The sequence below is a fragment of the Corynebacterium sp. KPL2895 genome (assembly GCF_040225815.1).
Classification (GTDB): Bacteria; Actinomycetota; Actinomycetes; order Mycobacteriales; family Mycobacteriaceae; genus Corynebacterium; species Corynebacterium rhinophilum.
Genome location: NZ_JBEHFY010000011.1, coordinates 14,409 through 36,401 on the forward strand (window position 1 = coordinate 14,409; position 21,993 = coordinate 36,401).

Annotated in this window: 20 protein-coding genes and 3 tRNA genes; 9 read left to right on the plus strand and 14 right to left on the minus strand. The window is 59.4% G+C overall.

What is annotated here, in order from left to right; translation table 11 throughout:
- Positions 1 to 44 precede the first annotated feature (44 nt).
- Positions 45 to 1,916: an FAD/NAD(P)-binding protein gene (locus tag ABRP95_RS06360; protein WP_349839113.1), complete on the plus strand. Its 1,872-nt coding sequence runs from the start codon at positions 45 to 47 to the stop codon at positions 1,914 to 1,916.
- Between the two features lie 20 nt (positions 1,917 to 1,936).
- On the opposite strand, the gene ABRP95_RS06365 is transcribed toward ABRP95_RS06360, so the two are convergent.
- Complete coding sequence (locus ABRP95_RS06365; RefSeq protein ID WP_284796450.1) at positions 1,937 to 3,094, minus strand: cystathionine gamma-synthase; 1,158 nt, start codon at positions 3,092 to 3,094, stop codon at positions 1,937 to 1,939.
- Positions 3,095 to 3,248: 154 nt separating this feature from the next.
- On the opposite strand from ABRP95_RS06365, the gene ABRP95_RS06370 reads away from it, so the two are divergent.
- Positions 3,249 to 4,253: a mechanosensitive ion channel family protein gene (locus ABRP95_RS06370; RefSeq protein WP_284852541.1), complete on the plus strand. Its 1,005-nt coding sequence runs from the start codon at positions 3,249 to 3,251 to the stop codon at positions 4,251 to 4,253.
- Entirely contained in the window at positions 4,254 to 4,637 is a 384-nt protein-coding gene (locus ABRP95_RS06375; RefSeq protein WP_005277863.1) for a globin, read from the plus strand.
- A 135-nt stretch (positions 4,638 to 4,772) separates the two neighbouring features.
- Here the strand turns inward: ABRP95_RS06375 and ald are convergent, their stop codons facing one another.
- The 6 genes from ald to ABRP95_RS06405 form a co-directional block, all read right to left on the minus strand.
- Positions 4,773 to 5,864, minus strand: coding sequence for an alanine dehydrogenase (ald, locus tag ABRP95_RS06380; protein ID WP_284771296.1), 1,092 nt, complete (start codon positions 5,862 to 5,864; stop codon positions 4,773 to 4,775).
- 258 nt (positions 5,865 to 6,122) lie between these two features.
- Positions 6,123 to 6,761 (minus strand): DUF8185 domain-containing protein, encoded by a 639-nt coding sequence (locus ABRP95_RS06385; protein ID WP_284771297.1) that lies wholly within the window; start codon positions 6,759 to 6,761, stop codon positions 6,123 to 6,125.
- 42 nt (positions 6,762 to 6,803) lie between these two features.
- Complete coding sequence (locus tag ABRP95_RS06390; RefSeq protein WP_284771298.1) at positions 6,804 to 7,217, minus strand: acyl-CoA thioesterase; 414 nt, start codon at positions 7,215 to 7,217, stop codon at positions 6,804 to 6,806.
- Positions 7,218 to 7,228: 11 nt separating this feature from the next.
- Entirely contained in the window at positions 7,229 to 8,899 is a 1,671-nt protein-coding gene (ettA, locus tag ABRP95_RS06395) for an energy-dependent translational throttle protein EttA (RefSeq protein ID WP_005277855.1), read from the minus strand.
- 109 nt (positions 8,900 to 9,008) lie between these two features.
- Entirely contained in the window at positions 9,009 to 9,605 is a 597-nt protein-coding gene (locus ABRP95_RS06400) for a single-stranded DNA-binding protein (protein ID WP_284852644.1), read from the minus strand.
- 192 nt (positions 9,606 to 9,797) lie between these two features.
- Positions 9,798 to 11,849, minus strand: a complete 2,052-nt coding sequence (locus tag ABRP95_RS06405) for a bifunctional copper resistance protein CopD/cytochrome c oxidase assembly protein (protein ID WP_485875695.1) — start codon at positions 11,847 to 11,849, stop codon at positions 9,798 to 9,800.
- Positions 11,850 to 11,915: 66 nt separating this feature from the next.
- Here ABRP95_RS06405 and ABRP95_RS06410 point away from each other — a divergent pair, with 66 nt between their 5' ends.
- The 3 genes from ABRP95_RS06410 (at position 11,916) to cmrA (ending at position 13,876) form a co-directional block, all read left to right on the plus strand.
- Positions 11,916 to 12,839 (plus strand): LysR family transcriptional regulator, encoded by a 924-nt coding sequence (locus ABRP95_RS06410; RefSeq protein WP_349839115.1) that lies wholly within the window; start codon positions 11,916 to 11,918, stop codon positions 12,837 to 12,839.
- Between the two features lie 40 nt (positions 12,840 to 12,879).
- Positions 12,880 to 12,953 (plus strand) — tRNA-Arg (locus ABRP95_RS06415).
- 122 nt (positions 12,954 to 13,075) lie between these two features.
- The gene (gene cmrA / locus ABRP95_RS06420; RefSeq protein ID WP_284796695.1) at positions 13,076 to 13,876 is read left to right on the plus strand and encodes a mycolate reductase; all 801 of its coding nucleotides are present in this window, start codon (positions 13,076 to 13,078) and stop codon (positions 13,874 to 13,876) included.
- Here the strand turns inward: cmrA and ABRP95_RS06425 are convergent.
- On the minus strand, positions 13,873 to 15,417 hold the full coding sequence (locus ABRP95_RS06425; RefSeq protein WP_284785846.1) for an alanine/glycine:cation symporter family protein: 1,545 nt from the start codon (positions 15,415 to 15,417) through the stop codon (positions 13,873 to 13,875). The genes cmrA and ABRP95_RS06425 overlap by 4 nt on opposite strands.
- Before the next feature lie 161 nt (positions 15,418 to 15,578).
- Here ABRP95_RS06425 and orn point away from each other — a divergent pair, with 161 nt between their 5' ends.
- Both orn and ABRP95_RS06435 read left to right on the plus strand, forming a co-directional pair.
- Entirely contained in the window at positions 15,579 to 16,220 is a 642-nt protein-coding gene (gene orn, locus ABRP95_RS06430; protein ID WP_284785848.1) for an oligoribonuclease, read from the plus strand.
- Between the two features lie 49 nt (positions 16,221 to 16,269).
- Positions 16,270 to 16,345: transfer RNA gene (locus ABRP95_RS06435), tRNA-His, on the plus strand.
- A 27-nt stretch (positions 16,346 to 16,372) separates the two neighbouring features.
- Here the strand turns inward: ABRP95_RS06435 and ABRP95_RS06440 are convergent.
- Both ABRP95_RS06440 and ABRP95_RS06445 read right to left on the minus strand, forming a co-directional pair.
- Positions 16,373 to 17,317, minus strand: coding sequence for an MsnO8 family LLM class oxidoreductase (locus tag ABRP95_RS06440; protein WP_349839116.1), 945 nt, complete (start codon positions 17,315 to 17,317; stop codon positions 16,373 to 16,375).
- A gap of 20 nt (positions 17,318 to 17,337) precedes the next feature.
- Positions 17,338 to 18,543 (minus strand): L,D-transpeptidase, encoded by a 1,206-nt coding sequence (locus ABRP95_RS06445; protein ID WP_349839117.1) that lies wholly within the window; start codon positions 18,541 to 18,543, stop codon positions 17,338 to 17,340.
- 209 nt (positions 18,544 to 18,752) lie between these two features.
- Here ABRP95_RS06445 and ABRP95_RS06450 point away from each other — a divergent pair.
- Positions 18,753 to 18,825: transfer RNA gene (locus tag ABRP95_RS06450), tRNA-Lys, on the plus strand.
- 100 nt (positions 18,826 to 18,925) lie between these two features.
- Here ABRP95_RS06450 and ABRP95_RS06455 read toward each other — a convergent pair.
- Genes ABRP95_RS06455 through ABRP95_RS12080 form a run of 4 tightly spaced genes read right to left on the minus strand, consistent with a single transcriptional unit; the run spans position 18,926 to position 21,939 of the window.
- Positions 18,926 to 19,687: an ABC transporter ATP-binding protein gene (locus ABRP95_RS06455; protein ID WP_349839118.1), complete on the minus strand. Its 762-nt coding sequence runs from the start codon at positions 19,685 to 19,687 to the stop codon at positions 18,926 to 18,928.
- Entirely contained in the window at positions 19,678 to 20,733 is a 1,056-nt protein-coding gene (locus tag ABRP95_RS06460; protein ID WP_005284482.1) for a FecCD family ABC transporter permease, read from the minus strand. The genes ABRP95_RS06455 and ABRP95_RS06460 overlap by 10 nt, the downstream gene beginning before the upstream one ends.
- Positions 20,733 to 21,605, minus strand: coding sequence for an ABC transporter substrate-binding protein (locus ABRP95_RS06465; protein WP_502880363.1), 873 nt, complete (start codon positions 21,603 to 21,605; stop codon positions 20,733 to 20,735). The genes ABRP95_RS06460 and ABRP95_RS06465 overlap by 1 nt, the downstream gene beginning before the upstream one ends.
- A complete protein-coding gene (locus tag ABRP95_RS12080; RefSeq protein WP_502880364.1) occupies positions 21,577 to 21,939 on the minus strand; it encodes a hypothetical protein in 363 nt (120 codons plus the stop codon). Before ABRP95_RS12080 ends, ABRP95_RS06465 begins: the two co-directional genes overlap by 29 nt.
- Between the last annotated feature and the right edge of the window lie 54 nt (positions 21,940 to 21,993).

Genomic DNA, 21,993 nt, shown 5'->3' on the forward strand with positions numbered 1-21,993 from the left:
GCGCGGCATCCGTCCCCGTTCCGCAATGTGGAACGATAGGGGCTATGGCTACTCCTGCAATCGCGATCGTCGGCATGGGCCCGCGCGGCATCTCTATCTTGGAACGCCTCGCCGCCCGCATGGATGATTCCAGCTCCCCCGTTACCGTTCATCTCATCGATGAGGCCCAGCACGGCGCCGGCCGCGTCTGGGAAACCGACCAAACTAAGACCTTGTGCATGAATACGCGCGCGGGGGCTGTCACGCTTTTTACCGAGCCCGGCGCGACGGTGGTTGCCCCCGTGCTCGAGGGGCCGACGCAATACGAGTGGATCCAACTGCTGCGCGGCGAGGGCGAAAAGATCGCTACTGCCAAGCGCGAGCTTTTTGCCCAGCACCCTCCCGCCCCGCGTATTGCCACCGAGTACCACGCGGAGCTGGCCGCTACCCGCCCGGAGTCCAACCCCACGCGCGCTTTATACGGCGAGTACCTGGGCTGGGTCTATGACGCAGTGCTGGCGCGCTTGCCGGAGAGCATTTCTACGGTCAGCCACCACCACCGCGTCGAGACTATTACCACGGACGGCGCGGCCGATATCCTGCACCTGGACGACGGCTCGCAGGTGCGCGCCGATGCCACGGTCCTAGCCTATGGATGGATGGCGCCGCGCTTTAATGATGAGGAGCAGCGCTTGGCGGAGTCTGGGCTGCGGTGGATCGCACCGGGCAACCCCGTGGAACAAGACTATGCCGCCATTCCTGCCGGCGAAGACGTGCTGGTGCGCGGTCTTGGCATGGGCTTTTATGACATCATGGCGCTGACCACCATCGAGCGCGGCGGCAGGTTCATCGAGGATTCCACCACTCGCTCCGGCCTGCGCTACGAGGCGAGCGGGAAGGAACCACGTTTCATCGTCTCATCCGGCCGCGGTTATCCCTTCCATCCCAAGTCCGAGTACAACGAGCTGCCGCCCACGATGCCGCGGCGGCGGTTGTATGAGGTCATCGACAAGCTCCAGGGCACTGAGGACATCGACTTCGACGCCCAGGTCTGGCCCGCCATCGCCCGCGATAGCTACGAGGCGTATATCACCACGCTGGAACGGGTGAATCCGGCGGCGCTGCTCCGCCCGCGGGAAGAGATCCTCGCGGTCATCGATGCCACCGCGCCTGACGATCTCGGCGCCGCTCTTGCGCCCCTGGTCACCCAGCCGTGGGATATGACCGAGCTGATGTACCAAGTCGCTGGTTTTACCGGCGATCTTTCGGCGTTGACTGCCCACATCGCGGATAGCCTGGCGGGCGATATCCAGGAGGCTGCGGCGGGCCACGATTCGCCCATGAAGGCCGCGCTGTGGTCACTGTCCCAGTCGCGCAAGCCCGCCTCCATCCTCGGCGCGGAAGGCCGCTATACCCGCGAGTCCCGCACGGGCCGCTACGCGCAGTTCATGTCCTTTGGGCAGATGGTGGGCTCGGGACCTCCGCTTTTCCGCGTGCGCCAATTGCTCGCGCTTGTCGATGCCCACCTAGTCCACTTCCTCGGCGATCACCCCACCCTCGCCATCGAGTCAGACCATTTCACCCTGACCTCTGGCCCGCGCTCGGCATCCGCGCCCACGCTTGTCGATGCCTTTATGCACAAGCCCGATATCCGCGTCGCCGACGATCCGCTCACCCGCGGATTAGCCGAGAATGAGCGGGTGCGTCCGTTTGCTGATCACGGGCAGGACACCGGTTCCCCCGAAACCGATGGTGCCACGCGGCGCACCGTCCATCCGGACGGCAGCCTGGATGAACGCCTGCATATCGTGGGCATCCCCACCTATGCGCAGTGGCCGGATACAACGATTTCCCCCATGCCGGGCACGGATCCGCTCATGCTGCAGGAAACAGATAAGACCGCCGGTTCCCTCTTAAAGGTTGCCGGCGGCCACTAAGTACGCGTTTTAGAGCGCTTTTAAAGGGCGTCGAGGGCCTGCTGCAGATCCGCTAGCAGGTCATCGATGTCCTCGATGCCGATGGAGATGCGCACCATGTCCTCCGGCGGCACCAATTCGGAGCCTTCAGCCGATACGTGGGTCATATTCTGCGGGTGCTCGATGAGCGATTCCACCCCACCCAGCGATTCCGCTAGGCAGATAAGCCGCGTATTCAAACAAATCTGCTTGGCGTGCTCTGGGTTGTGGAAGCGCACGGACATCATGCCGCCGAACCCGCGCATCTGCTGCGCCGCCAGCTCGTGGCCCGGGTGCTCCGCCAATCCCGGGTACCGCACCTGTTTGACCTCTGGGCGGGCCTGTAAGAATTCCGCCACCTTTTGCGCATTGGCGCAGTGGCGGTCCATGCGCACGCCGAGGGTCTTAATACCGCGGGCGGTCAGGTAAGCATCGAAAGGCGAGGCGACCGCGCCCACATTGCCCTGGAAATACAGCAGCTGCTCATCCACCTCGGGGTCATTGGTAACTACGGCGCCACCGAGGACATCGGAATGCCCACCCAAGTACTTCGTGGTGGAGTGCAGGACGTGGTCTGCGCCGAGTGCGAGCGGGTTCTGGAGGTACGGTGTGGCGAAAGTATTATCCACCAGCACCTGAGCATTGCCCTTAACCTTGGCCACTGCCGCAATATCGGTGATATTCAGCGCCGGGTTGGTCGGGGTTTCTAGCCAGATGAGCTTGGTATTGTCCTTGACCGCAGCGGCGACGGCATCGACATCGCAGGTATTGATAATGGACATCTCCACGCCCCACTCCGTGAAATCATTAAGCAGGCGGTAGGAACCGCCGTAGGAGTCATTGCCCAAGATGACGTGGTCGCCGGGGCGCACCAGAATGCGCACCATCGTATCGGCGGCTGCCATACCAGTGGCAAAGACGCGGGCGTAGTCCGCGCCCTCCAGCGCAGCCAAGGTCTTTTCAAGGGATCGAACCGTCGGGTTGGCCACGCGCCCGTATTCGAAGCCGCCGCGCAGCTGCGCGAGGCCATCTTGGGCGAACGTGGTCGAGGCGTAGATCGGCACGTTAATGGATCCCATGTGCGGATCCGGGTGATATCCAGCGTGAATGGATCGGGATGAAAATCCTTTTGCCAAGTTATGCGCGCTGTGTTCAGTCATGCCTCCCAATCGTAGACTAAGCGGTTCATCCACACCGGCCATTCGGCAATTTATATTCGGTTCCGCCCGCGCTGCAATTTCTGCGCTGTCAGTGAGATTTCAGGATTCTTCTCTACAATGGGTGCGGTTAGCTTGTGTCTACGATCAAGAAAGAATGATGAGTACGAACTTATTTATCACGGCTCAGGGCGCTGCAGAGAAAAAAGACGATGCAGTCGAGTCCGTATCGAGCTTCTGGAACGACGAAAACGTTCAGCTTTGGCTTATCGAGCGGCCCATTCGCATCGGCCTCATTATCATCTTGGCCTTCATTGCGCACTGGGCGCTGCGCCACCTCATCAACCGGCTGGCGAAAAACAGCATTAAGGCCTCCACCCTCAAAAAGCCCAGCCGCAGCCGCAGCAGGTCTGGAGAGGACGGACAACCGGATGACACCCTGCGAGAAACAAGGGAGGCCCGCCGGGCCTCGAGGATTAAGACCCTCGCCGGCGTGGGGCGATCGGCGGTTGCCATCGTGGTCTGGGTTTCGGCCGGCATCGCCATCCTGGATGAATTGGAAGTCAACGTTGCCCCGCTGATCGCGTCTGCCGGTGTAATCGGTGTCGCCCTCGGCTTCGGTGCACAGGAACTGGTCCGAGACTTCCTCTCCGGTATTTTCATGCTCATTGAGGATCAATACGGCATTGGCGATGTCATTGACTTAGGCAACGGCGTCTTCGGTGACGTCGAGTCCATTTCCCTGCGCATTACCACCGTCCGCGATATCGACGGTGCCCTGTGGTACGTCCGCAATGGCGAAATCTTGCAGGTGGCTAACCACTCCGATGAGTACTCCGTTGCCCGCATCCAAATCCCTGTCGGGCTATCCAATGACCCTGAGGTTGCTGGCGATGTCATCGACAAGGCTGTCAAGGATGCCGTCAAGGACGAAAAGATCCGCAAGATGGTGCTCAGCACCCCGCGCATCGACGGCATGTCCAAGTTCGAGCCGGACTACGTATCCTTCCGCGTGTCCACCAAGACGCTGCCGGGCCGCCAGTGGGACGTCCAGCGCTTTGTCCAGTCCCGCGTCCTCAACGTCATGCACGCAGAGGGCATTACCACCCCGTACCCACACGGCATCGGCATTGCCAATCCTCACAAGAGAGACGATGCCTAAATGAATTCCGTCTATGAAGCCATCGGTGGGACCCCTACCTTTGAGCGCCTCGTGCATGGCTTTTATGACCAGGTCAAAGAAGATGACGTGATTGGTCCCATGTACCCGGATCAGGATTGGGAAGGCGCGGAACAGCGCCTAACCTGGTTTCTGATTCAGTACTGGGGCGGTCCCCAACACTTCTCCGAAAACCGCGGCCACCCGCGCCTGCGCATGCGGCACGCGACTTTCCCCATTGACATGGAAGCCCACGACCGCTGGCTCGAGCTCATGGGAAAGTCCCTCGATAGCATCGAGGAAGACACCATCCCGCCGGCGTATCGCACCATGATTTGGGACCACATGCAGCGCGTCGCCGCCATGCTCATCAATAGAGCGCCTTAATTTTCACCTGCTTGTAACGCTGCTTTTGCAAGCGTTTCAAGCCACAAACAGGGGCCCTCGCACTTCCGTATTAGGTAAGTGCGCGGGCCCCTTTACTGTGTATCAGCACTAGCACCGGCTAGCGCTAGCAACTATCTAGTCCTGCCAGTCGAATGCCTGGCGTACCGGCTCGGATACCAGCTTGCCGCCGCGGGTCATGACGCCGGAGCGCAAGCCTGGGAAGCGCTCGATTGCGGCATCCAGGTTGTCGTTGGCTACCGCGCGGATATACGGCAGCGTCGCCGAAGCCAAGGCGCGGGCCGAGGTATTTGCCACCGCACCAGGCATATTGGCCACGCAGTAGAAGAGGGTGTCGTGGACCTTGAAGGTCGGCTCGTCGTGGGAGGTCTTGCGCGAGTTCTCGAAGCAGCCGCCTTGGTCGATGGCGACATCGACAAGCACTGCGCCCTCCTTCATCTTCTTCACGGTCTCCTCGCGGACCAGCTTTGGTGCCGCCGCACCTGGAATCAGTACGGCGCCAATGACGAGATCGGCCTCCTCCAACTCCTTATCCAGCGTGGACGGATCAGAGATCAGGGTGCGCACGCCGCCGGCGTACTGGTCATCAAAGCGCTGCAGGACGTGCGGATCCACGTCCAAGACTGTGACTTCTGCGCGCAGACCGTGTGCCATCGCAACGGCGGACGCGCCTACCTGGCCACCGCCGATGACCACCACGCGCGCAGGCTGGGTGCCCGGGATGCCAGAAACCAAAAGGCCGCGGCCACCCTGGGTGGACAAAAGGTGGTGTGAACCCTCAATGACGGCCAAGCGCCCAGCGACCTGGGACATAGGGGTCAAAAGCGGCAGGGTGCCGCGGCGATCAGTAACGGTTTCATAAGCAATCGAGGTCGTCTTCGATTCCGTCAGCGCCTCCGTCAGCGGGCGATCCGCTGCCAAGTGCAGGTAGGTAAAGACGGTGAGATCCGAACGCAGGTACTGATACTCGGACTCGAGCGGTTCCTTTACCTTCAGCAGGAGCTCGGCCTTGGCCCACGTCTCGTCCGCAGAATCAACGATGGTAGCGCCAGCCTCTACGTACTCCTCATCGGGGAAGGACGCGCCTACGCCTGCGCCCGTTTCGATGAAAAGCTCGTGCCCATCAGCAACCAAGGTCCGCACCTCAGTTGGGGTGAGGGCAACGCGGCTTTCATTATTCATGATTTCTTTAGGTACAGAAATGCGCACGGAGGTTCTCCTTCATGTGTTGGTTACAGTGGCGAAAATTTACTTCTCGCTGTCAGGTTAACGCAGAATGCAAAGGAGAATATAAGTTTGTGTATATTTCACGAACGGGGGTGACAGCAATAATCGCACTTTCCCCGATACCGCAGTGTATAGGGTTAAAAATCCACACCCGGAAAATAACTACCACCCCCGACTATTGGGTTATAGATATTACTTACTGTCTGTTTTGGGCGGTAAGATCCCAGATTCGGGGAGTGATTACAGGACCGATAGCCGCGTGGAACGGTAGATGCTGCCAAACGGTGCATCAAGGCGCACCCACCGGCCAAGACTCGACACTCGCAGGTGCCGCGGAATATCCATGGAGGCAGAGAACCCCGGAATTAGCCCCAAGTTGGTGCAGGCAAAGATCATCCGCATCGGGATTTCCACCGTCTGTCCATTGCCTTCAACCGTGACCACGGTCTGATTAAGCAAACTGGGTGGCGGGCCCATAGGACCGGAAAACTCCCGGGTCAGCTTTTGACCTTGGTCCGAAAGGTCGCGAACCACCGCCACCGGCAGGGTATCCACCACGCTAAAGCCGGTGGCCGGGGGCAATGCGCCCGGCCACGACGCATCGCGAGCTGGGCCGAGTTCCATAATGCCGGTGCCATCGTGTTCCGCGAGCTGTTGCTCCAGCGTCTCCGCGGATACCACTGCCCCATCGCGGGAGACCACCCCCTGCACCCGCCGGGAGGCGACGACCTCGAAGGGGGTGGTGACGAAGGCATCGACGACGTCATCGGCAAGCTGGCGCAGGCGCACCGACGCATTCGCGTCTACCCCAACTGCGCGCGCAAGAAGGGCCCGTAAGCCAGGTCCTCCGCTGCGAACTTCAAACGACTCGGTGACCATGGCTAACGGGCCCTACCTTTCTTCATGTGCCTAGTGCGCCACTTAGGAGGCGCTCATCTGCAGAATATCCTTTTCCTCATCCGTAAGCGGGCGCGGGGTGTGCTTCTTCTTGTCAATGACAACCTGCACACAGTTCACCGTGGCCGCTACCTCCCCAGCAGCGGTCTTGACCTGCTGGGTCGTGGTAAAGGATGACGAACCGATCTGGGAAACGGAGGTTTCCACGATGACGTGGGCATTGCCTTCAAAGGGAATGGGCCGCATATAGTCCACGTCGAGATGACGCACCAAGGCCATGAAATCGATGCCCTTGGCATAGATATTCTCCTTGGCAAAAGCCAAGCGTGCTTCCTGGGCAACCTCAATATAGTTGGCGTTCATCATGTGGCCGTACATATCGAAATCGCCCCAGCGGGTGGGCACTTGGTGGGTATGCGCGTTATCGGTCGCCATCATTCTCCTCAGGATTATCGGGTGAGCTTGCGGTGAGTTACGCGAGAAGGACGGGCGGCGTCTTCTCCCAGACGCTCCACCTTGTTCTTCTCATAGTCACCAAAGTTACCCTCAAACCAGAACCATTGCCCCTCGGCAACGTTGCCTTCCCACGCCAGAATGTGGGTACAGGTGCGGTCCAAGAACCAGCGGTCGTGGGAAATAACAACGGCGCAGCCAGGGAATTTCTCCAAGGCGTTTTCTAGCGAACCCAGGGTTTCGACGTCCAAGTCGTTGGTTGGCTCGTCAAGAAGGATAAGGTTGCCTCCCTCTTTCAAGGTCAGCGCCAAGTTCAAGCGGTTGCGCTCACCACCGGAGAGCACCTTCGACGGCTTTTGCTGATCCGGGCCCTTGAAACCGAAGGCGGAAAGGTATGCGCGCGATGGCATCTCATTTTGGCCAACGTGAATATAATCCAGCCCGCCGGAAACGACCTCCCACACGGTAGCCTCTGGGTCGATATTCTCGCGGTTCTGGTCCACGTAGGACAGCTTGACGGTCTCGCCGACCTCAACGGAGCCATCATCCGGTTCTTCCAAACCGACGATGGTCTTAAACAGCGTGGTCTTACCCACACCGTTCGGGCCGATAACACCGACGATGCCGTTGCGCGGCAGGGTGAAGGACAGGTCCTTAATCAGGGTTCGATCATCGAAGCCCTTGACCAGGTTCTTCGCCTCGACGACCTTATTGCCCAAGCGCGGCGGCGTAGGAATCTGGATTTCCTCGAAGTCCAGCTTCTTGTACTTCTCCGCCTCGGCAGCCATCTCTTCGTAGCGCTCCAAACGCGCCTTGTTCTTGGCCTGGCGAGCCTTGGCACCGGAGCGTACCCATTCCAGCTCGTCCTTCAAGCGCTTGCGCAGCTTGGCGTCCTTCTTACCGGCAACCTGGAGGCGCTCTTGCTTCTTATCCAGGTAGGTGGAGTAGTTGCCCTCGTACGGGTACAGCTTGCCGCGGTCCACCTCACAGATCCAGCCTGCCACGTGGTCCAAGAAGTAACGGTCGTGGGTGACGGCCAAGACGGCACCTGGGTAATCCGCCAAGTGCTTTTCCAGCCACTCCACGGACTCGGCGTCCAAGTGGTTGGTGGGCTCGTCCAAAAGCAGCAGGTCCGGCTCCGTCAACAGGAGCTTGGCCAAGGCCACGCGACGGCGCTCACCACCGGAGAGGTTGGTCACCGGGGCATCGGAAGGCGGGCAGCGCAATGCTTCCATTGCCTGCTCGATCTTGGAATCAACCTCCCATGCATCGGCAGCATCCAGGTCCTCTTGCAGCTTGCCCATTTCTGCCATGAGCTCGTCGCTGTAATTGGTCGCCATTTCTTCGGCGATTTCCTCGAAGCGCTGTTTCTTTTCAAAGATATCGCCGAGGCCCTCCTCGACGTTGCCGCGCACGGTCTTTTCTTCATTCAGCGGCGGCTCCTGCTGCAGGATGCCCACGGTAGCGCCCGGGTCGAGGAATGCCTCACCATTGGAGGGCTGATCCAAGCCGGCCATGATCTTCAGAATGGAGGATTTACCGGCACCATTGGGGCCGACCACACCAATCTTGGCGCCCGGGTAGAACGCCATCGTGACATCATCAAGGATGACCTTATCGCCAATTGCCTTGCGCACGTTTTTCATCGTGTAGATGAATTCGCCCACTTTTACCCCTTTGCAAAAATTTGGGAGACGTATTTATCTACACAAACACTACATCAGAAAGCGTGCCTAGGTGCCTCGGGTCGGGTGAACCCGAGGCGGATGGCTGGCGCTATGCATGCACGGTTTCGGCGGTCTCCTCCTCTTGCGTTGCTACTTCCTCACTGTCCTGGGCTGCCACGCTATTTCCCGCTTGGATGCGGTCTGCAGCGGTATCGGCGGCGGTATCTCCCGGCGCGGAGTTATCCACGTCGGGCTCAACTTCGTTATCACCAAGCTCCGGAATAGCGATGTTTTCCTGGTTATATTGCGGCGCCAAGCGCTTTGCACCAATGACGTGGCGGTTTAGGTCCAAGCCCACATACTGTGCCTTGATAAAGGTGCGGTAGTGGTCCTTGCCCTCATCATCGCGCCACTGATCAGAGACGATCGAGCCACAGACGAGCAGTGGCATCCCTTTAGCCAGGGATTTCTTGACGTTGATGGCAAATTGGTTCCACATTTCCACGTCAATAAAGAGGTGGTCTACATCGCGCCACTGCTGCTGGCCGCGCTGGTTCTCCGCCTCGGTGCCGGTATCGGCGGGACGGTCAGGAACGCGCCGTGAGGATGCGATGCGCAGTTTGGTTTTATATGCGCCGGTCGAGGTCTTGGTCAAGATCGGGTCTTGGGTAAGGCGGCCGGTGAGCATCACTGGGTATTGAGACATGGTACTGAAATTCCTTTACTAGGTTGTGAGTTCGCGAGTGGTATGTCCCTCGCTCGCCTTCACATCCTGCTGCCGCAGCGCAACCCGCACCATGCTATGACCATCAGCGCTGTGGATAACTTGTTGTTCTCTTCAACAAAGTGGCGCCAGGATGGTCACTTTCGGGTGGGTTTTCCACAAGTGGCCGGCTATTTAGTGCCCGCGGAACCCGCTTTCATCGCCGTGGCTCATATTCTCCAGCATCGCGTTATAGCGGGCGAGCTCAGCGTCATCGTCCGCCTCCGCCTGCACGTCGTGGCGCCGTGCGGTCGCGCGGTCATCGCGCAGCCAATCCAAGAAGAGCTTGCCAAAAACAATGACCAAGGGGAATTGGCCAAAGCCCCAGGCGATGCCCCCACCCACGCGCTGATCCTGCAACAGGTCCTGATCCCAGGGCAGCTCGAGGTACTGATAAAAGTCGAGGCCAAGCACCGTTTGCAGCTGCATCAGGTACACGCCGGCGAAGAGGTGGAAGGGCATCGACAAGAAAAGCATGCCAAGCCGGAAGGGCGTGGAATGGCGCTTGGGCAGGGGATCTGGGCCGATGACCTCCCAGAAATAGAAGTAGCCGGAAATGAGGAACACGTAGTTCATGATGAGGTGGCCGGCGTGCTCCGAAATGGCGAATTCGTACAGGCTCGGGAAAAGATAGAGCACGTAGAGGAAAAAGAGGTACTGCGCCAAATTCACGAAGGGATTGGTAATGACCCGCACGAACGTGGATTGGGTCAGTGCCAAGGCATAATCGTGCGGGCTGGGCTGGCCCTTCGGACCCGGCTCGTAGGCCTCCATGACCAACGTGACGGGCGCGCCTAACACCATGAGCAGCGGGATGGTCATAGACAAAATCATGTGCACCAGCATGTGGATGGAATACATGGCCGGCATGTACAGACCGAGGCCCGTAGACATGACGAGCGTAAGTCCCAGCGAGCCCACCATAAACCACGCGGTGCGCCCCTTGTCCCAGCTCAACCCGCGCTTGTGCACGCGGTAGACCAAGTAGCCGTATGCCGCGGCCAAGAGTAGGCCAATCGTGCCAAACATGATGTCAAAGCGGAACATCGTCCAGATATTGAATACCGTGGGCGCCTCATGCAGGTTATAGCCCATAAGGATCTGCATGGAGCTCAAATTTGGGTCCCGCGGCGGTGGTGGCACGGTGCGCCCCAGGGTGATGGCTACGCCAATCGTTCCCGCCATGACTGCGAGCTCCACGATGGCGATACGGATAAAGAGCCGCGGGTTTCTATCTAACTGCGGAATGGTGAGCTCACGGTGGATAAGCCCCATAATGCCCAGCAGAATGGTGAGCACGAATTTGGTAATCAGGATAATGCCGTAGGGTGATTGCGGCAGGTCCGAAATATCCATCCGGATGAGCGTATTGACCAGGCCGGATACCGCCAGCACGACGATGGCCATGAACGCGATGGTGGAATAGCGCTTGACCGCAAAGGCGAGATTCGGGCCCAAGCGCCGGCCGTGCGCGATAAGCGCCATGAGGCCGCCTACCCAGAGCATCACAAATACCAGGTGCCACAGCAGCGAGTTCGTGCCGTAATCGTGGTCGCCGCCGGTCGCCGAGTGGCCCTCAAGTCCGATGGGAACTACTTGCAGGATGGACAGCAACAGCAGAACCGGCTGCATGGCCCAGGTGCGACTGAGTCTGCCAATAATTCCCACGGTAAGGGCGATGAGCACCGCAATCCCCCACACGATGGTGGAGGAAATTTCCGTAAAGGCCATTTTCAGAATGGTCAGGTTGAAGACCTTAAAAAACGGCGTGCCGGTAAGGTCCGACATGATCATCGGGATTTCTACCAGCCCCACGGCCGCAACGCCGAAGGCCGACCACGTACCGGTGCGGGCGGCGATATGGCCGTCAACCGATAATGGTGCCCCGATGAGGGAATCGTTCTCGCCACGCGGGGCGATAAGAAACGACGAGGCCAAAAAGGAGCCCACAGAAAGCGCCATCAAGAGCCACGCCAGCCCACGAAACAGCGGCAGGCCAAAGGTGGTAATCCGCCCAGGGTCCGGAATGCCCAAGGCAGCCAAGGAATCCGCCAATAAGAATAAGGAAATGAACCCGGCAACCAAGCCAGCAAAAAGCATTGCTGCAATAAAAATTCCCCAGGAAGGACGGGGTTTTTGCGTTCCAGACTGCGTGCTTTTGACCAGCTTATTGACCATAGCTCGCATTCTATAGGGCCACCCTAATGCAAAGCGAACGCATATTTTTCCCCTGGATATGCCATGATAGAGCCTATGGACACCCGTCAACTTCTTTATTTCCGTGCCGTTGTAGACAATGGGTCCTTTACCCATGCCGCCGCAGCCCTCGAAATGACACAACCCTCCCTGAGCCTTTCCATCCGCAAATTGGAAAAGGAGCTCAATACCCAGTTGCTGTCCCGGGGTCGTTCGGGCGTAACTACCACGGAGGCGGGTGATTATGTCTATGACACCGCCCTTAAGGTTGATGCCCTGCTTGCCGATGCCCAGCGCCACATCAGCGAAATCACCGGCGATAACGCCAATACCGTCTCCCTGACGTCGTGTCCCATTTTGAACTGGGAATTTACCCCTTCCATCCTCTCCGAGCTCACCGAAATCCACCCCTCGGCTCGCATTAGCTTGGATGATTCCACCGCGACCACCGCCATTAAGCGACTATTGGAGGGCCAGGTGGACCTCGCGCTCTTGCCGACGTCCGACCCCAAAGCCTTCATTCGTCGCTACTCGCCCGAACTGACCATCCACGACGTCGCCGAGTTCGACTACACCCTCGCGGTGCCAGAAAGCCTGTCACGCCTCCCCTCTCCGATCTCCTTGCGGGACTTGCGTGAGGAAACCTGGCTGGTGCCTCCCCACTGCCGCGAGCTTCCCGGCATGGCAGAGCTCTACGATGAACTGTGGGAGAACCACCCCTCCTACAAGCCGAATCACATTCAAGACGTGTCATCGCTGCACGCTGCCATTCCGATGATTTCCAGTGGCTTTGGCATCAGCTTCATGCCACGGTGCGCCCCCGCGCTGCATCCGCAGGGCATCGCTTCGCTAACGGTCAAAGAGGAACTTCCGCGGTTCCACGCCATCGTGGCGTACCGCTCCGACCGCGAACTGACCCCAGCCGCCCAAGAATTGGTCGATATTTTGCGCACGCACAATTCCGCCCGCCCCCTGGCTTAGAAATCACCGTGGCCGTGGGCTAATATGAGTGTGCTGTCCAGCCCCCATAGCTCAGCGGATTAGAGCAGTGGGTTTCTACCCCATGTGTCGCGGGTTCGAGTCCTGCTGGGGGCACCGTGTGAAGTCTCGAGACATCGTTCCTTTAAGCTACGATGCCTCGAGACTTTTTTCGCAGCGTGCCGGATTTTTGTCTACGCTGGGGTCTTTAGTACCTGGCTCCTTCGAAAGGCTCGACAATGTCACTTCCGGCACCATCTCGTACCTCCTACGCCCTGGTTACGGGCGCTAGTCAGGGCATCGGCAAGGCAATGGCCCACGATTTCGCGGCGATGGGCTATAACGTCATTCTCGTTGCCCGGCGCGGCGAAATCCTGGAAGGCATCGCCGCAGAACTTGAGCGCCGCCACCACATCGAGGCCATTGCCTTGCCCGCGGATTTGGCCACCGATGAGGGAGTCGAGGCAGTCATTGATGCCATCTCCTCCAAAGAAGTCTCCATCCTGGTCAATTCCGCCGGCATCGCCAGCTTCGGCCCCTTCATGGACCAAGACTGGGGCTACGAGTCCTCCCAATTCGCCCTGAACGGCACCGCCGTGCACCGCCTGACCCGCGCCGCGTTAAAACACATGCTCCCGCGGCGCACGGGCGCTATTTGCAATGTGGGCTCCACGGCCGGCAATATCCCCATTCCCAATAACGCGACCTACGTTTTTACCAAGGCCGGGGTGAATGCGTTTACGGAGGCGCTGCACTATGAGCTGAAGGGCTCTGGCATCAGCTGCACCTTGCTTGCTCCTGGTCCGGTGCGCGAGGCCACCATCGCCGAGGAAGACCAGACCATTGTGGATAAGGTCGTGCCCGATGCGCTGTGGACCACCTATGAGTCCTGTTCCAAAGAGACCATCGCGGCCATGCAAAAGGGCCAGCGACGCGTGGTCCCTGGCCCCTTATCAAAGGCGATGAACGTGGTCAGCAAGGTGCTGCCGACCCCGGTCATCGCGCCGCTTATCGGGCGTTTTTATTCCCAGATGGGTTAGCTTTCAGTATTCTTGCCGGCTGCTTGACTACCGGCCACTTGTGCCGCCGCGCGAGCATTTTTGCGGTCCACCCAGAAGTCCGCATTCTTGATGCCCACTGCTTCTGGGTCGAATTCCGGTTCCTTGCCCGCCTTCTTTTGCTTCTCGTAGTCCTTCAGGACCTTAAGCGCCGGAACCTGCAGGAAGAGGATGGCGATGATATTTAGCCATGCTGTGGTGCCGACACCGATATCGCCCAGCGCCCAAGCAGAGCCCGGAGTCGTGGTAGCGCCCACGATGACCGAAACGATGATGAGGATGCGCAGCGCCCACACCAGGCCGCGGCGGATTGGGCGGGACTTAACCCAACGGTTGAAGTAGGTCAGGTTGACCTCGGACATGTAGTAGTACGCCAGCACGGTGGTAAACGCGAAGAAGGCAATGGACACGGCGATAAACGTCGGGCCCCAGCCGGAAAAGACGCTATCGAGGCCGGATTGGACGAAGCCGGGGCCGACCGCGACGTCATCGGGAAGCGAGCCTTGGTAAACAACCTCGCCGTCCTCGGATTCGCCGCGGAAGACGGTGTACATATCCGTGGAGATGATCATGAACGCCGTAGCGGAGCAGACGAAGAGGGTGTCGATGTACACGGCGAAGGACTGCACGAAACCCTGCTTAGCCGGGTGGGAGACCTCAGCGGCGGCAGCAGACTGCGGGCCGGTACCCTGACCAGCCTCGTTGGAGTAAATACCGCGCTTAACGCCCCACATGATGGCCACGCCCAGCATGCCGGAGAACCCGGCCTCGAGGTTGAAGGCAGACTTAAAGATGAGGCCAAAGACCTCTGGAATCTGCGAGTAGTTAATGAGCATCACGACGATGGAGATGCCGATGTAGATCACGGCCATAAACGGCACGACCAGGGTGGCGAAGTTAGCGATGCGCTTGACGCCACCGATAATGATGATGGCCAAAATGCCGGCCAGGACTACCGCGGCCCAGGTGGAGTTAATACCCCACGCGGTATCGGCAGCCGCGGCCACAGCATTTGCCTGAATGCCCGGCAGGAAGTAGCTGGTCGCCAGAATCATGGCGATGGCAAAGAGGATGCCGTAGACCATCATGAATGGCGCGGCCTTGGTGTGCTTATACGCCTTTTCGATGTAGTAGGCCGGGCCACCGCGGTACTCGCCGGTGTCCTGGTCCTTTTCTTTATAAATCTGCGCCAGGGTGCACTCGATGAAGGAGGTGGACGAGCCCAAGAGGGCCACCGCCCACATCCAGAACACCGCACCAGGGCCACCGAAGGCAATGGCCGTGGACACGCCGGCGATATTACCCACGCCCACGCGGCCAGATAGCGAGACCATCAGCGATTGGAAGGAAGAAACACCGTCGTCGGATTTTTCGCCCTTAGAAATTTGTCGCAGCATATCTGGAATGCATCGGACCTGCAGGCCCCGCGTTACCACGGTGAAATAAACACCCGCACCCAAGCACAAAAAGACGAGGGCGGGCGACCAAATTATGGAATTGAGGGCATCGAGAAAGTTTGCCATCGAGAAACTCCTTAGTGATTCGCACCTCCCTTGTGAAGCACGATATAGAAAGTATGCCGTAAATCACTTCCCCGTGTCGGTAAAACGATAGGTAAATTTTTCTTTCCGCTTTATGGGATGCAGATCGGGGCGCGCGGAGGGCCCTGCCGCCCGGGGTTAGAATGGAACGCATGTCTTCTCCCGAAATCGCCGCAAAATATGATCGCCTCGTGTGGATCGACCTGGAAATGACCGGCCTCGACCCAGAACGCCACGTAATCGTCGAGGTGGCCGCCGTCATCACGGACGGCAATCTCAACATCCTTGGCAAGGGCATCGATCTTGTCGTCCACGCCACCGAAGAGGAACTATCCCAGATGGATTCCTTCGTCACCGAGATGCACGCGAACTCCGGCCTCGATAAGGAAATCCGCCAGTCCACCACGACCATCCGCGAGGCCGAGGACGCGGTACTAGCGCTTATTAATGAGCACTGCGAGCACCCCACTCCCCTAGCAGGCAATTCCATCGCCACCGACCGCACCTTCATCCGCGCCTATATGCCGCGGCTGGATGAGGCGCTGCATTACCGCATGATCGACGTCTCCACCATCAAGGAGCTCGCTCGGCGCTGGCACCCGCGGGCCTACTATAACCAGCCCGATAAGGGCATGGCCCACCGCGCGCTGCAAGACATCATCGAGTCCATCCGCGAGCTGGATTTTTATCGCCGCAGCGTCTTTCGCACCGACGAAGGCCCAACCTCCACCGAAGCCGAGGACCTCAAGGCCGAAACCACCGCCGATTACCAGGCGTTTTTGTAATTTACGCGGCGTGAGTTAACCTATATCTCGTTGCTTTCGCGCAACGATGGTGGCTGTAGTTCAGCTGGTAGAGCACCAGGTTGTGATCCTGGTTGTCGCGGGTTCGAGTCCCGTCAGCCACCCCAACGTCCCGAGCCTCGCGCTCGGGATTTTTATATCTCCACCACCATTTCCTCCGAGCGGGCCCTGCCAGCGAGATCGGGCATATCTCCGGTAATCAGGAACTCCTCGACGCCCAGCCGCTTGCCGATGCCCCTTAGATCCTCCCCCACGTCCTCCACCGTCCCCCAAATATCGTGGCTCAGGGACTCGTCGATGCGGCGCTGCTGTTGACTCGTCAGCCCCTCTAGGTCCAATTCGCGGGCCGGGCGAAGCGGCGCGAATTCCCCGGTGGACTGGGCCATGACCTTTGCATAGGACTCTGGCAGCAAAAGATCGCGGGCCTGGTCCGCGGTATCGGCTACGGCGATATTGAGGGAGGAGATGATAGGTGGGGCATCGGCAAGCGCATGCTCGCGGTAGAGCCGTGCCGCCTTTTCCTGCATCTCTACAGGCCCGCCTAGGATGACGCCCAAGCCCAAGCGCGCGGCCACCGTAACCGACCGGAACCCCGCAAGGATATAGATGGGCGTGCCCGCGTACTCGGGCCGCACCGTCACCGCTTCCTCGCCGCGCAGGTACCGCAGCAAAGTCTCGACCTCGTTCTCGAACTGCGGCTTGAGATCTAGCGGATCGCCCTGGCGCAGCGCCTTGCGCACCGGCTCCGTAAAGCCCACCGAGGAGCCCAACCCAATATCAATCCTGCCCGGGTATAGAGCTTCCAAGAGGTTGATTTGTTCCGCAATCAGAAACGGTGGATGGTTGAGCACCATGATGCCTGCGGTACCCACGCGAATGCGCTGCGTGCGCGCCGCCACGTGCGCAGCCAACATGCCCGGCTGGCCCGCGGGGATGCCCGGCACCCCGTGGTGCTCGGCGAGGAAAAACCTGTGAAAACCCAGCCGCTCCACATGCTGCGCATGCTCGGCTACCCCTTCGAGTGTGCCTGCCGCTCCGCGGTCCAAAATAGAAAAGCGCATGGCCACCACTGTAGCCATGCGCCTAAAAATTGTACGGATTATTGATTAGCGTCCGCGTTGCCCTTGGACCATTTCTCCCAGGACATATTCCAATCGCCCAAGCCGTCCATAGGGTTGAGCGTTTCGCCATAAGTATTAAATACGTGGACGATATCGCCGCGCTTGACGGTGTTCTGGAACCACTGAGCGGCCTCTGGCGTGACGTTGATGCAGCCGTGGGAGGTATTGGAATTACCCTGCGCCCACACGGACCACGGTGCAGCGTGCACGTAGATGCCCGAATAAGACATTTGGGTAGCCCAGTCCACCTCGGTGCTGTACCCGCCCGCCTCGTGCGGCAACCCGAAGGTCTCAGAATCCATCAGCAGCGACTGGTGTTGATCACCAATGACGTAACGCCCATTCGGGGTGTCAAATTGGTAATCGCGCCCCAGCGATACCGGAATGGTGCGCAAGAGCTCCTTGTTCTTGTAGACCTTCATGGTCTTGGTGGCATTATCCACCAGCGTGACGGTGCGATCCCCGATGGTGAAATCCGTCCCGGTATTTTCCCCACCGTAGATGCCGCCACCGAGATCCTTGCCATACTGATCGACCTTGACCTCAACCTTGGTGCCCGGCTCCCAATACTCCTTGGGGCGCCACCGCACCTCCTGGTTGTTCACCCAGTAGAACGCGCCTTCCACCTCTGGGTTGGTCTTGACCGTAATCGTGTCCTCTGCCGCCTTGCGGTCGGTGATATAAGTACCGAAATTGACGCCGATTACCTGGCCCACGCCCACCTCGGAGCCTGGGATAGGCGTCATCGCCACCTGGGCGACGCCTGCCGCCTGGGAGGTAGAAAAGCTCACGTTCTTCTTATTTCCATCCTTATCAGTGGCCACGATGGAATAAGTGTGGTTATAGCCAAGTTCCTCAGCCGTGGTCCACTTCTTGCCGTCCTCAGAGAGCTTTTCTTCTACTTCCACGCCCAACTCATTGGTCATGGTCACGCTCTTGAGCTCGGTAGTGGATTCCACGGTGACGGGCTTGGATGGATCGACATCCTGCGCCCCATCCTTCACGGAGGCGGAAAGCTTAGACTTTTCTTTCTGCTCAGATTTCTCTGCTGAGCTCGAGGTGGTTTCCTGCTCCTCCGGGCGGTTTTCAGCGGCGGAATTAACGGAGCACGAGGCTACTACCAGGGAAATGCACGCAATGCTCGCAGCAGCAATGCGGCGGGAATTAGGGAGGGAGATAATCACTAAGTAGACCTTAGAAATACAGTAGTTCTTTCAAGACCAATCCAGCCTATCGTCTTGCCACTCCAAATACCAGAACCAAGCTCACCATTATCCAAACTGTTATATTCCCCCAGAAATGCACTATGAGCAGGCGATTTTACAGTTTTTCAACCGGGGTGCTAGAGTTTCTACTCGTTGCACAGAGAGCCACACGGCAGGATGTCAACACTGCGCCATTAGCTCAATTGGCAGAGCAACTGACTCTTAATCAGTGGGTTCGGGGTTCGATTCCCTGATGGCGCACAACTGCAAAATCGCGAGGCACGCACCTCGCGATTTTCTCGTTTTCAAAACTAGCAGTTCAAGGCTAGCAAAAAGGCCGAGCACTTCGCTCGGCCTTTGCTTATTTCACGCGTTGGGGCGCAACGACGGGAACGCCGCGGTGCTCCACGATGTCCGCCTCTACCCCATAGACACTTTCCACCAGTTCGCGCGTGAGCACGTCTCCAGGCGTGCCCTGGGCACGAATACAGCCTGATTTGAGCACCACCAGCTGATCACACATGCGCGCGGCTAGATTGATGTCGTGGATGGCCACCAGCCCCAGGCTACCCTCGCGCTTCGCCTTCTCACGCACTTCCTCGAGGACGAAGAACTGGCGATGTAAGTCGAGCGCGGACGTCGGCTCATCCAAGAGCATCAGCCCCGGATTGCCCACCAGCATTTGCGCCACGGCCACGAGCTGACGCTGGCCGCCAGATAACTCGTTGAGGTAGCGCGAAGCAATGGCATCCAGCCCCATCGCGTGCAGCACCTCGCCGCTGCGGGTGATGGGATCCTCGCATGCTTCCCGACGCGCCGCGATCAACACCGTCTCAAACGCCCGCAGCGCCGCGGTGCTGGGCAGATCCTGCGGGACGTAGCCGATGAGCTGGCGGCGGTGCTTGCCCCGCGGGCTTTCGCCATCCACCAGAAAATCCACCTCGCCTTTGTACCCGCGGTGCACGCCGGCAAGGGACTTGATCAGCGTGGTCTTGCCGGAGGCGTTGGGCCCTAGCAGGCCAACCAACTGGCCGCCTTGCAGCGTATCCACGTCGACCGCTTCGAGCACGGTGTGCTTGCCGTAGGCTGCGCTAATACCGCGCAGGGTGAGTTCTACGTCCACAGCGCCCTCCTTCGAGTCATCACGATGGCAATAAAGAACGGCACTCCCAAGAGCGAAGTCACAATGCCGATCGGAATAGCCAGCCCAGGCTTAATCATCAGGCTCGCCGCGTGCGCCGCGCACATCACGGCCGCACCGGCAGCCATGGAAGCAGGCACGAAGTAGCGCTGATCCTCGCCCACCAGCATGCGGGCGATGTGCGGGCCCACGAGGCCGATAAAGCCGATGATGCCGGCGAAGGCCACCGTCGTTGCCGCCACGAGGGAGACTACGATGAGCACCACCACGCGCAGCCGCGCGGTATTAATGCCCATGGCGGCGGCGCGGGCATCGCCAAGCCGCAAGGCGGTAAGCCGCCAAGACAGCGCCCACAAAATGGGCAAGGCAACCAGCAGCACGCCCGCCAGCACGCCGTTGGCGACCCAGTTGGCGCGCGTAAGCGAACCCATGGACCAAAAGACGATCTGCTGCAGCGCCTCGGCCGAAGACTGGTATTGGATGAGCGCGAGCATGGCCTGGAAGAAGAAGACCAAACCAATGCCGAGCAGCACCATCGTCTCTGCCTTCGCACCGCGGATAATGGCAGCCACGACGATGATCGCCGTCGCCACCGCCGCCGACAGCCACGCCACCAACGCCAGGTTGAACTGCGGCTGGGTCAGCAGCTGCCACTTCAGCACGATGGAACTTGCGCCACCGAAAGCCGCCGCGGCGGAAATTCCGAGGGTAAACGGCTCCGCCAACGGGTTATTCAAAATGGTCTGCATCTCCGCACCGGCCAGCGAGAGGCTGACGCCGATGAGCAGGGCCATGACGGCCATCGGCAAGCGCAGCTTCCACAGCACCGTATGCGTCTGGTCATCCAGGCTCGAGGGATTCACAATGCCCCTGATGACCTCGCCGGGACTGATGTCGATGGCGCCGACGAAGTTGCTGACCACAAACGCCACCGCCGCGATGAGGCACAGGCCCGCGACGATGCTAATGCGCTGCCAGGTGAGCTTTTTGTGTTGCTGCGTAAGGGCAGCTACCTCCGCGCTTACCATTAATTCGTGCTAAAGAAGGTTCCCTCGCCAGCAACCGGCGAGTACTTTTCTTGCGCTTGCATCCACTCCTTGTCGACGTCCATATCCTCATACGCCTCCGGGTTGATCCACTTCGCGATCTGCAGCAGCGCTAGGTAGTTGAACGGCGAGTTGTAGAACTGGTGCCACATACCGTGCAGCTTGTGCTCCTTGACCGCGCGGAGGTTCTCAAAGCCCGGCTGGTTGCTCGGCAGCTTAGCGATGCTTGCCTCCGCCTCATCTTCGCCGATGCCATAGCCCACCGCGGCGTAGCCGACGGGGTTGCCCTCATCGTCCTTCTTCTCGGACCAGTCGCCGCCGGTCGCAATCACCATGTCTGGGTCCGATTCGAGGACCTTTTCTGGGGTCACGGCACCGACCTCGCCCGGGATGACGCCGTCGGCTACGTTTTCGCCGCCGGCTTCGTTGACCAGCTGCGCGATATTGGAGTTATTCCAGGAGCCACAGCAGTCCATGACGCCGGCCGCGCGCCAGACGAAGGTCTTGGGCTTATCCTTTACCTTGTCCGCGCGCTCCTTGACCAGGTCCACGGTCTTTTGCCACTCTTTGTTGAATTCCTCGGCGCGCTCTTCTTTGCCGAAGATCTCACCGAAGATTTCCATGGACTTGGTGGTGTTTTCCAGCGGCTTGGCGCGGAAATCGGTCACGGCGTACTTGAGGCCCGCCTGGTCCATCTTTTCGGTCAGGCCCGCCTCTTGCGAGGCGTCATACTGGTCCTTGGACAGCACGATGAGGTCCGGGTCCAGGCTCACCAGGTTTTCCACGGTGACATCGCCCTTGCTGATGGCGCCGACTTCCGGCAGTTCAGTGACCTTGGGCAGCTTTTCTTCCAAGATGTTGTATGGGCAGCTTTTCTTCCAAGATGTTGTAGTAGTCCGGCACGTTCTTCTTCAGGTCAGATCCGATGCCCACGACCTTATCCAACGGGTTTTCGGTGTTGAGGATGCCGGTGGCGAAGAGGGAGCGGCCCTCGCCCAGCAAGACGCGCTCGGGGGCCTTGTCGAGTTCTACGTCGCGGCCCGCGAGGTCGGTGAAGGACAGGGCGGCATCGTCGCTGCCGCTGCTGCTGTTGGTGTTGTTGGTGGTTTCTTCGGCGGCGCTGCAGCCTGCCAGTACGGTGGCGGAGGCCGCTACCACGGCCAATACCTTGGGGAATCTATATGCCATTTTGAGTCCTTGGTCGATCGGGATCCTCGATACGAGGATAAGGGCGAACCTATC